The organism is Ralstonia sp. Ralssp135, from assembly GCF_047304345.1.
GTDB classification, from domain to species: Bacteria; Pseudomonadota; Gammaproteobacteria; order Burkholderiales; family Burkholderiaceae; genus Ralstonia; species Ralstonia chuxiongensis.
Window position 1 is genome coordinate 51,862 of sequence record NZ_JBGLYZ010000002.1, and the last position, 14,410, is coordinate 66,271.

Genomic DNA, 14,410 nt, shown 5'->3' on the forward strand with positions numbered 1-14,410 from the left:
ATAATCCGCGCATCTTTCCTACGCCGGCCCGCGCCCCGTGCCGCTTTTCCTCCTCCGTCCGTGACCGCTCGCTCCTCCGCCCCCGCCTCCGGCGTTTCGCTGGCGGCGCACACGCCCGCCCCTGTCGACGTCGCCCCAATTCCGCCCACGCCCGAACAGCAGCAGTTTGTGGACTGGCTGCGCGAGGTGGCGCCTTACATTCACTCCTTCCGCGACAAGACCTTCGTGATCGGCTTCGGTGGCGAGCTGGTCCAGGCCGGCATGCTGGGCGCACTCGTCAACGACGTCGCGCTGTTGCATGCGATGGGCATGCGCATCGTGCTCGTGCACGGCTCGCGCCCGCAGGTGGAAGAACAGCTTGCCCTGCGCAACGTGAAAACCCAGTTCGTGGATGGCGTACGCGTGACGGACGCCGCCGCGCTGGAATCCGCCAAGGAGGCCTCCGGAGAACTGCGTCTGGATATCGAAGCGGCCTTCAGCCAAGGCCTGCCCAACACGCCGATGGCCGGCGCGCGCATGTCGGTGGTATCCGGCAACTTCGTGACGGCGCGGCCGGTGGGCATCGTCAACGGCGTGGATTTCCAACACACGGGGCTGGTGCGCAAGATCGATGCGGAGTCGATCCAGCACTCCCTCTCCAACCGCAAGATCGTGCTGCTCTCGCCGCTGGGCTTTTCGCCCACGGGCCAGGCGTTCAACCTGTCGATGGAAGACGTGGCCGCCAACACCGCCACGGCGCTTAAGGCCGACAAGCTCATCTTTATCACGGAGCTGCCCGGCATCATGGACCGCGTGGGCAAGCTGCAGCAGGACCTGTCGATGGAAACGGCCATCGAGCGCCTGCGCGACGGCAGCCTGTCGCACGACACGGCTTATTACCTGCAGCACATCGTCAAGGCGATGCGCGGCGGCGTGCGCCGGGCACACGTAATCCCGTTCGCGCTGGACGGCAGCATCCTGCTGGAGCTGTTCCTGCACGATGGCGTGGGCACCATGGTGTCGCACACCGATCTGGAATACCTGCGCGAGGCCACGCTGGACGACGTGGGCGGCATCGTCTCGCTCATCGAGCCGCTGGAAGCCGACGGCACGCTGGTGCCGCGCGAACGCCGTCTACTGGAGCGCGACATCGCCAACTTCTCGGTCATCGAGCACGACGGCATCATCTTTGGCTGCGTGGCGCTGTATCCGTACCCGAAGGACGGCATGGCCGAAATGGCCTGTCTGATCGTCTCCCCAGACAGCCAAGGCACCGGCGACGGCGAGCGTCTGCTCAAGCACACCGAAGTGCGCGCCCGTGCGCTGGGCCTCAAGCGCCTGTTCGTGCTCACCACGCGGACGGAACACTGGTTCCTCAAGCGCGGTTTCGTGCGTGCCAGCGTGGACGATCTGCCGGAAGACCGCCGCAAGCTCTACAACTGGCAGCGGCGATCGATGGTGCTGATGAAAAAGCTCTAAACCCTTGGCGCGCGTCGTGGAATCCTAGCCCGGCGGCGCGCCGCCTTTACAATAGCGGCACCTGCGTCGCGCTTGAGCGGCGCTCCCGCCACACAAGAGGAATCCTCATGGCCCGCATGGTCCACTGCGTCAAGCTCAACAAGGAAGCCGAAGGTCTCGACTTCCCGCCCCTGCCCGGCGAACTGGGCAAGAAACTCTGGCAAAGCGTCTCGAAGGAAGCCTGGGCTGGCTGGCTCAAGCACCAGACCATGCTGATCAACGAAAACCGCCTGAACATGGCCGATTCGCGCGCACGCCAGTACCTGCTCAAGCAGACCGAGAAGTATTTCTTTGGCGACGGCGCAGACGAGGCTGCCGGCTACGTGCCGCCGCCCTCGGCCTGATTTGCCGCGATCAAAAACAAAGCCGTTCAGCACAAACTGAACGGCTTTTTGTTTGGTCAACGGTAATCCAAAGTGCCGCAAAAAGCATAAAAAAAGCTGCCCATTTACATGAGCAGCCTTTCGCTGAGAAACGGCTAGCGATCAGAAATCGCGCCGCTGCACACCCGCTTCCGTTCCCAGCAGCAGCACGTTGGCGCCGCGCTTTGCAAACAGGCCGACCGTCACCACGCCCGGAATATCGTTGACGATCGATTCCAAGCCCTTCGGATCCGCAATCCGCAGGCCCACCACGTCTATGATCACGTTGCCGTTATCGGTCTTGTAGATCTGGCCTTCCTTGGTCATGCGCAGACGCGGTTGGCCACCCAGCGCAGCCAGTTGGCGAGCAACGGCGGCGCGCGCCATGGGCACCACTTCCACCGGCAGTGGGAAGGTGCCCATCGTCTCAACGAGCTTGCTGCCGTCAGCAATGCAGACGAACACGCTGGCAACCGAGGCAACGATCTTTTCACGCGTGAGCGCACCGCCGCCGCCCTTGATCATGGCGCCCGAGGCGTCGATTTCGTCAGCGCCGTCCACGTAGACGGGAATGACATCGACTTCGTTCAAATCGAGCACCGTGAAGCCATGGCCCTGCAGCCGACGCGTTGACGCCTCCGAGCTGGACACCGCGCCAGCAAAGCGCGCCTTGTGCGGCGCCATGGCGTCGATGAACAGGTTGGCCGTCGAGCCGGTGCCGACACCCAGCACCGCGCCCTCGGGCACGTTGGCCAATACGTAATCTGCTGCAGCCTGCGCCACCAGCGCCTTCAGTTCATCCTGCGTCATCGCAAAACTCGGTCGGGATCGGAAAACCCGGTAGTGTACCGGATCAATTCGATGGCTCTCGGCCGGCTGGCGGAGCCAAACCTGCGGAGTACAATCGATTCACCTTTCCACCTCCAGCGCAACGCTGGAACGTACTTCGGACTCGCTTCATGACTCAGCTCGATCAACTCAAGCAGTTCACCACCGTCGTCGCCGACACAGGCGATTTCCAGGCCATGCGCGCCTACGCGCCGCACGATGCAACGACCAATCCGTCGCTGATCCTCAAAGCCGTGCAGAAAGCCGAATACCGCCCGCTGCTGGAACAAGCCGTGCGCGACGCCCGCAGCGACAGTGTGGAAGACATCATCGATGCCGTGCTCGTGGCATTCGGCTGCGAAATCCTGTCGATCATCCCGGGCCGCGTGTCGACCGAAGTCGATGCGCGCCTGTCGTTCGACACCGAGGCGACGGTCGCCAAGGCCAAACATTTGATCTCGTTGTACGAGGCGCGGGGCGTGGCGCGCGAACGCGTGCTGATCAAGATCGCGTCGACGTGGGAAGGCATCCGCGCGGCGGATCAGCTCCGCACCGAAGGCATCCGCTGCAACATGACGCTGCTCTTCTCGCTGGCCCAGGCGGTGGCATGTGCGGAAGCGGGCGTGCAGCTCATCTCGCCCTTTGTCGGCCGCATCTACGACTGGTACAAAAAGGACGCCGGCGCCAACTGGGACCCGGTCGCGCAAGGCGGAGCGAACGACCCGGGCGTGCAGTCTGTCCTGCGCATCTATAACTACTACAAGAAGTTCGACTACCCGACCGAAGTGATGGGCGCGAGCTTCCGCAACATCTCGCAGATCGTTGAACTCGCTGGCTGCGACCTCCTGACCATCAGCCCGGATCTGCTCGCCCAGTTGCAGCAGTCCGACGCGCCGGTCGAACGCAAGCTCTCGCCGGACAATGCCAACGCCGCCAACATCGTGCGCCTGCCGGCCGACGAGAAATCGTTCCGCTGGCACATGAACGCCGATGCCATGGCCACCGAAAAGTTGGCCGAAGGCATCCGCCTGTTTGCGGCGGACGCGGTCAAGTTGGAAGCGTTGATTGAGCCGCTGCGCGTGGCAGCGTAAGAAGAACGCGCGCCTTATCCCAGCATGGCGGGCAGGCACACGCCCGCCGGCTGGTGGATCACCAGATCGGCCGTTGCATCCAGCGCGCTAGGCTCCGGATTCACGACGATCACCTTGGCGCCGTGGTCCTTTGCCAACCCCGGCAGCCCGGCCGCCGGATACACCATGCCGGACGTGCCCACAACCAGGCATACGTCACACGTGTTGGCGGCCTCTTCAGCGCGGTAGTTCGCCACGAGCGGCAGTTGCTCGCCAAACCACACCACGCCTGGGCGCAGCATCGCGCCACACGTCGCACAACGCGGCGGCCTGCCTGGCACGGCCGTGGCGACATCGCATTTGCCGCAGCCGCCAAGCCACTTGTTGGCGAACAGGTTGCCATGCAGCTCGATCACGCCTTCGCTGCCGGCGCGCTGATGTAAGCCATCGACGTTCTGCGTGACGAGCGTCACCGTCTTGCGCTTGGCCAGCGCGGCAATCGCCAGATGGGCGGGATTCGGCTGCGCCTGCAGCACGCGCTCGCGGCGCTCCTGATACCAGTCCCACACCATGCGCGGGTGCTTGCGGTACGCGGCCTCGGTGGCCATGTCTTCGGGGTTGAAGCGCGACCACAGGCCGGTCAATGCATCACGAAACGTGGGCACGCCGGACTCGGCCGAAACGCCAGCCCCCGTCAGCACCATAACGTGCTGGGCGGCCTCGACCCAGGCGTGGGCCTGGGCCAATGCAGCCGCATCGGATGCGGCCGTGGGTTCGACGCGCATTACTTCTTGGCAGGTGCCGCTGCGCGTTGGCGCACAGCTTCAAACAGGCACACGCCGCTGGCCACCGACACGTTCAGGCTTTCCACGCTGCCCGCCATCGGAATGCTGACCAGCGCGTCGCACGTCTCGCGCGTGAGGCGACGCATGCCCTCACCTTCGGCGCCCATCACGATGGCAATGGGGCCCTTGAAGTCTGCCTGATAGAGATCCTGTTCGGCTTCGTCTGCCGTGCCGATCACCCACACGCCACGTTCCTGCAGCTCGCGCAGCGTGCGCGCCAGGTTGGTCACGGTGATGTACGGGACGGTTTCGGCCGCGCCGCTGGCCACCTTGGCGACCGTCGTGTTGATGCCAACGCTGCGGTCCTTCGGTGCAATCACGGCATGCGCGCCGGCAGCATCGGCCACCCGCAGGCACGCGCCCAGGTTATGCGGATCGGTCACACCGTCGAGCACCAGCAGCAGCGGCGTACCTTCAATGCCGTCGAGCAGTTCATCAAGATTGAGCGCCAGCGACAGTGACTCTGCCTTGGCAACCACGCCCTGGTGGCGGTCGGTGCCGGCGATGCCGCGCAGGCGGTCGGCGTCAGCGGGGATGAGACGCACGCCCGCTGCTTCCGCCACTTTCAGGAAATCCTGCATGCGGCGGTCGCGGCGGTTGGCCTCGAAGTAGATTTCGTCGATCGACTTGGCGCCGTGGCGCAGTCGGGCGGTAACGGCATGAAAGCCGATGAGGAGCTTGGATTTAGACATGGCGCGATTGTACCCGTCTGCCCACGCTCCCCGCCCGCTTTAACGCCCCTTGGTCTTGCGCGGGGCCTGGCCTGCTGCCTTGCGCGGCGCGGCGGTCTTGGCGCCGCCCTTGGGCTTCGTGCTGCGCGCCGGCTGCTTCTTGCGCGCTGGCTTGGCGTGGGCATGGCCCGGGGGCAGCGCACGGCCACCCGGCTCGAACACCGGCTGCTCTTCGATAACGCGATCGAGCGTCTCGTCGAACGACTCCTCCGGTTTGGCCGTACCGCCCAGCAATGCGGCTAACTGGCGCGGTTTCTTGCGGCCAACCGAGGGCGCCGGCGTTGCCCCGGCGGGCTGACGCGCGGTCGCGGCTTCCGGCGCACCGGTCACCTTGGCCGGGCGCAGCGCCTTGGTTGAAGGCTCCTGGATCAGGCGGAAATCCATCTTCCGGGCATCCAGATCCACGCGCAGCAACTGCACGCGCACGCGGTCGGTCAGGCGATAACGGATGCCCGTGCGTTCGCCGCGCAGTTCGTTGCGGGCTTCGTCGTATTGGAAGTAATCGCTGCCCAGCTCGGTCACGTGTACCAAGCCTTCCACGTACAGCTCGTCGAGCTGCACAAAGATGCCGAACGATGTGACAGCGCTGACGGTGCCCGAGAACTCGTTGCCGAGCTTGTCGCGCATGAAATAGCACTTGAGCCAGGCTTCGACATCGCGCGAGGCTTCGTCGGCGCGACGTTCGTTGGTCGAACAGTGCACGCCCAGTTCATTCCAGATCGCTTCTGTCTTGGCCTTGTTGACGACCGCTGCCGGCACGCCTTTCTCGGCTTCGGCTTGCAAACGGCGCGCCTTGGGCGACAGCGCGCTATTCAACTGAACGCCCGGTGCCATCGCCGGCACGTAGCGCGTGCGATGCAGGATCGCCTTGATGGAGCGATGGACCAGCAAATCCGGATAGCGGCGGATCGGGCTGGTGAAGTGCGCATATGCCTCATACGCAAGGCCAAAGTGGCCGATGTTGTCCGGACTGTAAACCGCTTGCTGCATCGAGCGCAGCAGCATGGTCTGCAGCATCGGCGCGTCTGGACGCGCTGCCACTTTTTCCATCAGTTCTGCGTAATCGGCAGCCTGCGGCTTGTCGCCACCACCCAGCGTCAAGCCGCTCGTTTTCAGGAAGGCCCGCAGCGCCTGCAGCTTTTCTTCCGTCGGGCCAGCGTGGATGCGGTACAGCGCCGGATGTTTGTACTTCTCCAGCATCTCGGCCGCGCAGACGTTGGCCGTCAGCATGCACTCCTCGATCAGCCTGTGCGCGTCGTTGCGGGTGCGCGGCAGGATCTGCTCGATCTTGCCCTGCGCGTTGCAAACGATGTACGTCTCGGTGGTGTCGAAGTCGATCGCGCCACGCTCGCGGCGCGCCTTGAGCAGCGTCTGATACAGCTCGTACAGGTCCTGCAGATGCGGCACCAGCGGCGCCCGCTTGGCAGCCTCCGGACCCTTCACGTTCGACAGAATCGCCCAGACCTCGTTGTAGGTCAGGCGTGCCTTCGAATGCATCACCGCCGGGTAGAACTGATAAGCCTTGATCTCGCCCTTGGCCGTGATCACCGCGTCGCAAACCATGCACAGACGGTCCACTTCCGGATTCAATGAGCACAAGCCGTTGGAGAGCTTCTCCGGCAGCATCGGGATCACGCGGCGCGGGAAATAGACCGAGGTCGCGCGATCAATGGCGTCTGCATCCAGCGGATGTCCGGGCCGCACGTAATGCGACACGTCGGCAATCGCCACGATCAGACGCCAGCCCTTGGTGCGGCCGATCTTGACAGGCTCCGCGTAGACGGCGTCATCGAAGTCGCGTGCATCTTCACCGTCGATGGTGACGAGCGACACATCGCGCAAGTCGATGCGACCAGCCAGATCGGCATCACGGACCACGTCGGGCAGCGCTTCCGCCTCGCGCTGCGTCGGCTCAGAAAACTCGTGCGGCACGCCGTACTTGCGCACGGCGATTTCGATCTCCATGCCAGGATCGTCAATCTCACCCAGCACTTCGACCACGCGGCCGATCGGTTGTACGTAGCGGTCCGGATATTCCAGGATCTCAACGCTTACCACTTGGCCGACCTTGGCCTTGCCCTGCCCCTTCGGGGCAATCAGGATGTCGCGGCCCAGGCGCTTGTCTTCCGGCGCCACAACCAGCGTGCCGCTTTCCGACAGCAACCGCCCGATGACGCGCTTGTTCGCCCGCTGCAGTATCTCGACGATCTGCCCTTCCGAGCGCCCGCGGCGGTCGTAGCCGACGGCACGCACCAAGGCGCGGTCACCGTGCATGGCCTTCTGCATCTCGCGCTCGGGCAGGAAAATATCGGGCTCGCCGTCATCGCGCACGAAGAAGCCGAAGCCATCGCGATGGCCAATCACGCGCCCTTCGATGAAGTTGGGCTGGTGCGCCAGTTCGTAGCGCCCCTTGCGGTTGAGTTCGATCTGACCATCCCGCTCCATGGCGGTCAGACGCTTGATAAAGCCGTCATGCTCCTTGCGCGTGACAGACAGCGTCTTGGCAATATCGGTAGCAGACAGCGGAGACCCCGACGTGCGCAGCACACCGAGGATTTCCTCGCGGCTTGGGATCGGATAAGTCGGTTGATTCAATTTTTTCTTCTAGAGTGTTGACAGGATCGCTGGACCCCGTAATAATTACAGCTTCGGTACACGCACACCTGCCCAGGTGGCGGAATTGGTAGACGCACTAGTTTCAGGTACTAGCGGGTAACTCCGTGGAGGTTCGAGTCCTCTCCTGGGCACCAGAGTTTAGGAACGGCGCAACGCAAGTTGCGCCGTTTTTCTTTTCCGCGGCCGGATTGCCGTTGTTCAGTTGCTGATGCGACATTCCGCGAAGTGCGACGTGCATTGTGTCTTGGCTATCGCGCCAGGGCCGAGCCAGACTCACCGGACTCACCTGCCCCAAACGCTGGGTGGGCTCGAAGCCCAGTGCATCCACAAAGACACACCTCGCTTCGATCAACCGCGCACCTGGCATTGGACAACTCCTGCAAAGCCAATCCGTACGCGGGTTTCGGGCCAATATTGCTGCCCGTGACAGCAGGTTACCGAAGTGGCACGCACGACGCAAGCCGCACACGCCACTCCATTCGCGCCTCGACGCAACCGACCAACGTCTCAAACTGCCGGCGCCTCGCCGTTGCCGGCTGAACGTGACTTGCCGCGCTTGATCCAGGCCGCCAAGTTATGCGGGCGCAGCGTGTCGTACTCCTCGAACGGCTGATGGATCCACGGATTGGTCGCAAGAAACTGCACGGCATAATCAGGCTTGATCTTCGAGCATGCCTTGTGCCACAGCACAGCGGTACGCACGTCAGTCACGGCCGGATAGCGCTCCTTCAGGTGACGCCCAACGCGCTCCAGCGTGATGCCCGAATCCACCAGATCATCCACCAACAGCACGCGGCCCGACAGCTCGCCACGGGTCATGGTGATGTATTGCGCGATGTCGAGATCTCCCTGCTGTGTGCCAGCGGCTTCGCGATAGCTGCTGGTCGCCAGGATGGCCAACGGCAGGTCGTAAATGCGCGAAAGCTGATCGCCAACGCGCAAGCCGCCGCGCGCCAGGCACAGGATCTTGTCAAATTTCCAGCCCGACTCGTGCACGACGAGCGCCAGGCGCTCGATCAGGCCGTGGTAGTCATCCCAAGACACCCACAGGTGCGAGTCGTCGTTGATCGGCTGGTTCATGGTGTACCTCTTCGTATCGTGAATGCGGCGTGAGTTGCCGCTATCGTGTTCTATGAAAAACGGCGCTCCATGCAAATTCGCCCGGCGAATCACCGGGCGAATCTGAGAGCAGCGCGTCAGTCCTTGTAGGGATGACGCAGCAGGATGGTCTCGTCGCGGTCAGGACCGGTCGAGATCATGGCGATCGGAATGCCAGCCACTTCCTCGACGCGCTTCAGGTAAGCCTGGGCGGTCTCGGGCAGCGCGTCCCACTCCTTCAGTCCGAACGTCGAGGTGTTCCAACCCGGGAATTCTTCGTAGATCGGCTGGCAACGCCCCACGGCATCGGAGCCACGCGGCAGGATGTCGATTTGCTTGCCATCGAGCATGTAGCCGACGCACAGCTTGAGGGTTTCCAGGCCATCCAGCACATCGAGCTTGGTCATGCACAGGCCCGACACACCATTGATCTGGATCGCACGACGCAGGGCGGCGGCATCCAGCCAGCCAGTGCGGCGTGGCCGGCCCGTGACCGAGCCGAATTCCTTGCCGACATTGGCCAGACGCACGCCGATCGGATCTTGGCGCGCCGGGTTGTCCGCGTCATACAGCTCGCTCGGGAACGGGCCGGAACCCACGCGCGTGCAATACGCCTTGGTAATGCCAAGGATGTAATGCAGCTGGCCCGGACCAACGCCCGCACCCGCAGCGGCATTGCCTGCCACGCAGTTGCTCGACGTGACGAACGGATACGTGCCGTGGTCGATATCGAGCAGCGTGCCTTGCGCGCCTTCGAACATCAGGTTCTTGCCGGCAGCGTTAGCGGCAAACAGTTCGGCCGACACATCCGTCACCATCGGGGCAATGCGGCCTGCATACGACAGCATCTCGTCCAGGGTCTGCTGGAAATCCAGCGCCGGGTGATTCAGGTACTGCGTCAGGACAAAGTTGTGGAAGTCGAGGTTCTCGCGCAGACGCTCGGCGAAGTAAGCCGGGTCGAACAGGTCCTGCACACGCAGCGCGCGGCGGGCCACCTTGTCTTCGTATGCCGGGCCGATACCGCGGCCGGTGGTACCGATCTTGGCGGCGCCGCGCTTGGCTTCGCGCGCCTTGTCGATGGCCACGTGGTACGGCAGGATCAGGTTGGTTGCTTCTGAAATGCGCAGGCGGTTCTGCACCTGCACGCCGGCCGATTCCAGCTCGTCGATTTCTTTGAACAGCGCTTCAGGCGAGAGCACGACGCCGTTGCCGATGTAGCACGCGACGCCATCGCGCATGATGCCCGACGGAATCAGACGCAGAATCGTCTTCTTGCCGCCGATGATGAGGGTATGGCCTGCGTTATGTCCGCCCTGGAAACGAACCACGCCTTGCGCATGATCGGTCAGCCAATCGACGATTTTCCCTTTACCTTCGTCACCCCACTGGGTGCCGATGACGACGACATTGCGTCCTTGGCTCACTGCTGGTGCGGACATGTTGAATTTGCAGATGGGTTAAAAACGTATTCTACCCTTGTTGCCAGGGCCTTCCCTGGAATTACCGGGTATTTACACAACGTTATGCAACAACTTCAGACCGAAGCGTTGCGGGGCTTGACGATCCAGCGACCGCCCTCTTCAACGAGTTGCCGATCGTAAGCGAACTCCTCCAGATCTTCCGGGTGGCCCGGCAGCGACTGGATGACAATCTCGCCCGCCGCGCGCAGCGCAGCGATCGCCTCACGAAGCTTGGCATCGCCCGACCAAGGTGCGTGGATGGCAGCGGCGCGCGCCTCCACCGGCGAAATGCCGGCGACCTCACGCAGGTCCAGCGAAAAGCCGGTCGCCGGGCGAGCACGGCCGAAAGCCTCTCCGACCTTGTCATACCGGCCGCCACGTGCCACAGCATTCGGCACACCGGCCACATAGGCAGTAAACATCACACCACTGTGGTAGTGGTAGCCGCGCAGGTCGGCCAGGTCGATGTTGACGGTTGCACCGCCTGCGCGCTCGGCCAGCGTAGCCAAATCGTCCAGCGCACGTCCGATGGCGGGCAGCGCGGGCAACTGCTTACGCGCACGGTCCAGCACATCGACACCGCCGTACAGTGCCGGCAACATGTTGATGGCGTCACGCTGTGTCGGCGGTAAGTCGGCCGTGATAGCGCGCAAAGCGGGGACATCCTTGGCGGCGAGCGCCGTGAAGAGGTCGTCCTGAAGGCCGACAGCAACCGGCGATTGTTCCAGCAACGCCGCCACCACCCCAACGTGGCAAAGGTCCAGGCGTACATCGGCCAGCCCCGCGCCCGATAGCGCGGCGAGCATCAGCTCCTGAATTTCCAGATCGGCTTCCAGGCCTGCATGGCCATAGATTTCGGCCCCAATCTGCAGCGGCTCGCGCGTGACGTGGAATCCACTCGGGCGCGTATGCAATACCGATCCCGCATAGCAAAGACGCGTCACGCCAGCGCGGTTCAGCAAGTGGGCATCAATACGGGCGACTTGCGGCGTGATGTCGGCGCGCAGGCCGATGGTGCGGCCCGAAAGTTGATCGACCAGCTTGAACGTCTTCAGGTCCAGATCGTGACCGGTGCCCGAAAGCAGCGACTCGATGTACTCCAGCATCGGGGGCATGACCAGTTCATAGCCGTAAGTGCGGAACAGGTCGAGCATGCGGCGGCGCAACTCTTCAATTTTGCGCGCCTCGGAAGGCAGCACATCAGCAATGGATTCAGGCAGCAGCCAATTGGTCGGCATGGCGGTCTCGCTCGGGAGTCTTGGTACAGCAGAAATTCGTAAAAACGCAGGCAGTGCGCTAGCGATGCAGCAACCGCAGGAGGATGAGGCCAATCGCCATCGACACTAGGCCGATCACGCGAAGCTTTTCGTCCGGCAGCTCGGTCAGCGTCTGGAAGGCGCGTCGCCAGGCCCGTGGTGCCACGAACGGCAAGATGCCCTCGACTACGAGCACCAGCGCGCACGCTGCAAGCAAAACGGTGGGGAGTGACTCTTCCATGGGGTGCGGTTGGCGAACGAACAAAACCCCGGCAAGCCGGGGTTTGTCCGCCTCAAATGATCAGCGACGCATTGTACTAGCGATGGCGCCCCGTCTGGGCAGCCGGCGCTGGCGCCGAGCCGCCGCCGTTCGGGCTGCGCATGTATTTGAAGAAATCGCTGTTCGGCTGCAGCACCATCACGTCCTTCCGATCGCGGAACGATGCACGATACGCCTCCATGGAGCGCCAGAATGCGGCGAACTGCGGATCACGGCCAAACGCATCGGCGTAAATGTCAGCGGCGCGGGCGTCGCCCTCACCCTTGATCTTCTGCGCATCGCGGTAGGCATCGGCCAGGACGACTTCGCGCTGACGATCGGCATCGGCGCGGATTTTCTCGCCCTCTGCAGCACCCGTCGAACGCAGCTCGTTGGCCACGCGCTTGCGCTCGGCTTCCATGCGGCGGTAGACCGATTCGGTCACGCTGGCCAGCAGGTCCACCCGCTTCAGACGCACGTCGATGATGTCTACGCCGACCGACTTGCCGTACTCCTGCACGCCCTTGAGGATGCTCTGCATCACCGCTTCACGATCCGTCGATACCACGTCAGACACGGTGCGGCGCGCAAACTCATCGCGAGCGATGGAGTTGATCTTCTGCGTCATGCTGTCCTGCGCGAGGCGATTATCGCCCTTGAAGCTCACGTAGAACAGACGCGGATCAGACACGCGCCACTTCACAAACCAGTCGACCAGCAGGTTCTTCTTTTCAGCCGTGATGAAACGATCGGCGCCGGCCACATCGATGGTCTGCAGGCGCTTATCCATGAACACCACGTTCTGCAGCGGCGGCGGAAGCTTGAAATGCAGCCCCGGCTCCTTGATGACCTGTTTGATCTCACCAAAGGCGAACACCACGGCGTACTGCCGCTGGTCCACCACGAACACCACCGACGAGAACACCGCCAGGGCAATGACCAGCGCCACGAAGGCAGAAATCAGACGATTCATAGTGCCCTCCTGTTAGCGCGAATCACGGTCACGGTTGCGCAGTGCTTCGCGCGAGCGCGAGTCTGCGTCATTGGCCGGTGACGGATTGGAGGGAGTCGGCACGCCTTGCGCAGACCCACTATCCTGGGGCGACGCACCAGGCGCGGCAGCCGAACGCGATGTATCGCCCTGCGTTTGCGCGATCAGCTTGTCCAGCGGCAGATACAACAGGCTGCCATTGCTCTGATCGACCAGCACTTTGGTCGAGTTGGCGTAAATGTCCTGCATGGTTTCCAGATAAATACGGTCGCGCGTGACCTGCGGCGCCTTCGCGTATTCGCGTTGCACCGACGCAAAGCGAGCCGCATCACCTTCCGCACGTGCGATGACCCGTGCCTTGTAGCCTTGCGCCTCTTCACCCAGACGTGCGGCCGTACCCTTGGCGCGGGGCACCACGTCGTTGGCATAAGCCTGACCTTCGGAGATGGCACGCTCGCGGTCCTGGCCCGCCTTGGTCACGTCATCGAACGCGGCCTGCACCTGCTCGGGCGGCTGCACGCTCTGCACGTTGACGCTAAGGATTCGGATGCCGGTCTTGTACGCCGACAAGATGCGTTGAATCGACTCGGCTAGGTTGCGGCCAACGGCATCGCGACCTTCGTACAGCACCGCGTCCATCTTGTTGCGGCCGACGATCTCGCGCACCGACGTCTCAGCCGCCTGCGTCACCAGTTCTTCATCGCCGCCGCGGTCCGTACGGTTGTAAAACAGGTAGTCGACGGGGTTGGCAATGTTGTACTGAACCGAGAACCGCACGTCGACGATGTTCTCGTCCTGCGTGAGCATCGACGAGTCTTTCAGGTTCGTGTCCTTGATCTGCGTCGTACGACCGATTTCAAGCGTACGCACACCCGACAGGTTCACGATCTCGTGCGATTCGATCGGATACGGCAAGCGCCAGTTGATACCTGGCGTTGCCAGATACTTGAAGCGGCCAAACTGCAGGATCACGCCAGTCTGGCCTTCCTGCACGATAAAGAAACCGCTGGCCAGCCACAGGCCAACAAGCACCGCCAGCAGCACACCGACGCCCAGGCCTGAACCGCTTCGGCCGTTACCCGGACGCAGTGGCGTGGGGCCATCGTTACCGTTACCGCTATCCTTGCGACCGAACAGGTTATTCAGGCGGCGATTGAAGTCGCGCCACAACTCGTCGAGGTCGGGGGGGCCGTCCTGAGGCGGCTTGCTTTGACGCTTTGGCTCGTCTTTGCCTTCGCGCTCGGCGTTGTTGTCATCGCCGCGACCCCAGCGAGGATCGTTCAGCGAAAGCAGCACACGCAAGCGGTGCCACAAACCTCGCACGTTACGCGGCGAGGCTATGGAAGAAGACTGGGTCGAAATCTCGGGCATGAGCGGTCGGGCTTGTCCTGATTGGC

General features: G+C 63.1%; 13 protein-coding genes and 1 tRNA gene. 4 read left to right on the plus strand and 10 right to left on the minus strand.

Translation table 11 applies throughout. The features are described from left to right. Positions 1-60: 60 nt before the first annotated feature. Together argA and ACCD03_RS02240 are read left to right on the plus strand one after the other, a co-directional pair. Positions 61-1,458, plus strand: coding sequence for an amino-acid N-acetyltransferase (gene argA, locus ACCD03_RS02235; RefSeq protein WP_024975949.1), 1,398 nt, complete (start codon positions 61-63; stop codon positions 1,456-1,458). Positions 1,459-1,565: 107 nt separating this feature from the next. After that, a complete protein-coding gene (locus ACCD03_RS02240) occupies positions 1,566-1,841 on the plus strand; it encodes an oxidative damage protection protein (RefSeq protein ID WP_004626344.1) in 276 nt (91 codons plus the stop codon). A gap of 141 nt (positions 1,842-1,982) precedes the next feature. Here ACCD03_RS02240 and rpiA read toward each other — a convergent pair whose 3' ends face one another. Next, positions 1,983-2,669 carry a ribose-5-phosphate isomerase RpiA gene (rpiA, locus tag ACCD03_RS02245; RefSeq protein ID WP_045204241.1) on the minus strand — a complete coding sequence of 229 codons (687 nt, stop codon included), beginning with the start codon at positions 2,667-2,669 and terminating at the stop codon, positions 1,983-1,985. 149 nt (positions 2,670-2,818) lie between these two features. Between rpiA and tal the strand changes: the two genes are divergently transcribed. Then, a complete protein-coding gene (gene tal, locus ACCD03_RS02250) occupies positions 2,819-3,778 on the plus strand; it encodes a transaldolase (protein WP_045204242.1) in 960 nt (319 codons plus the stop codon). A gap of 14 nt (positions 3,779-3,792) precedes the next feature. Here the strand turns inward: tal and ACCD03_RS02255 are convergent, their stop codons facing one another. From ACCD03_RS02255 to rnr, 3 genes are read right to left on the minus strand one after another with little or no spacing between them, the layout of a single operon-like run. Next, positions 3,793-4,542 carry an SIR2 family NAD-dependent protein deacylase gene (locus ACCD03_RS02255; protein ID WP_045204243.1) on the minus strand — a complete coding sequence of 250 codons (750 nt, stop codon included), beginning with the start codon at positions 4,540-4,542 and terminating at the stop codon, positions 3,793-3,795. Beyond that, positions 4,542-5,294: a 23S rRNA (guanosine(2251)-2'-O)-methyltransferase RlmB gene (gene rlmB, locus ACCD03_RS02260; protein WP_045204244.1), complete on the minus strand. Its 753-nt coding sequence runs from the start codon at positions 5,292-5,294 to the stop codon at positions 4,542-4,544. Before rlmB ends, ACCD03_RS02255 begins: the two co-directional genes overlap by 1 nt. A 39-nt stretch (positions 5,295-5,333) precedes the next feature. After that, the gene (gene rnr, locus ACCD03_RS02265; RefSeq protein ID WP_045204245.1) at positions 5,334-7,928 is read right to left on the minus strand and encodes a ribonuclease R; all 2,595 of its coding nucleotides are present in this window, start codon (positions 7,926-7,928) and stop codon (positions 5,334-5,336) included. A gap of 70 nt (positions 7,929-7,998) precedes the next feature. Between rnr and ACCD03_RS02270 the strand changes: the two genes are divergently transcribed. After that, a tRNA-Leu gene (locus ACCD03_RS02270) sits at positions 7,999-8,083 on the plus strand. A gap of 373 nt (positions 8,084-8,456) precedes the next feature. Here the strand turns inward: ACCD03_RS02270 and ACCD03_RS02275 are convergent. The 6 genes from ACCD03_RS02275 to hflK form a co-directional block, all read right to left on the minus strand. Beyond that, positions 8,457-9,029 (minus strand): phosphoribosyltransferase, encoded by a 573-nt coding sequence (locus tag ACCD03_RS02275; RefSeq protein WP_045204246.1) that lies wholly within the window; start codon positions 9,027-9,029, stop codon positions 8,457-8,459. Positions 9,030-9,145: 116 nt separating this feature from the next. Further along, a complete protein-coding gene (locus ACCD03_RS02280) occupies positions 9,146-10,486 on the minus strand; it encodes an adenylosuccinate synthase (RefSeq protein ID WP_045204247.1) in 1,341 nt (446 codons plus the stop codon). A gap of 95 nt (positions 10,487-10,581) precedes the next feature. Beyond that, entirely contained in the window at positions 10,582-11,745 is a 1,164-nt protein-coding gene (locus ACCD03_RS02285; protein ID WP_045204248.1) for an ATP phosphoribosyltransferase regulatory subunit, read from the minus strand. 58 nt (positions 11,746-11,803) lie between these two features. Further along, the gene (locus ACCD03_RS02290) at positions 11,804-12,004 is read right to left on the minus strand and encodes a DUF2065 domain-containing protein (RefSeq protein WP_045204249.1); all 201 of its coding nucleotides are present in this window, start codon (positions 12,002-12,004) and stop codon (positions 11,804-11,806) included. Between the two features lie 76 nt (positions 12,005-12,080). Further along, entirely contained in the window at positions 12,081-12,995 is a 915-nt protein-coding gene (gene hflC, locus ACCD03_RS02295) for a protease modulator HflC (protein WP_045204250.1), read from the minus strand. A 12-nt stretch (positions 12,996-13,007) separates the two neighbouring features. After that, positions 13,008-14,384 carry an FtsH protease activity modulator HflK gene (gene hflK / locus ACCD03_RS02300; RefSeq protein ID WP_045204251.1) on the minus strand — a complete coding sequence of 459 codons (1,377 nt, stop codon included), beginning with the start codon at positions 14,382-14,384 and terminating at the stop codon, positions 13,008-13,010. Positions 14,385-14,410 lie beyond the last annotated feature (26 nt).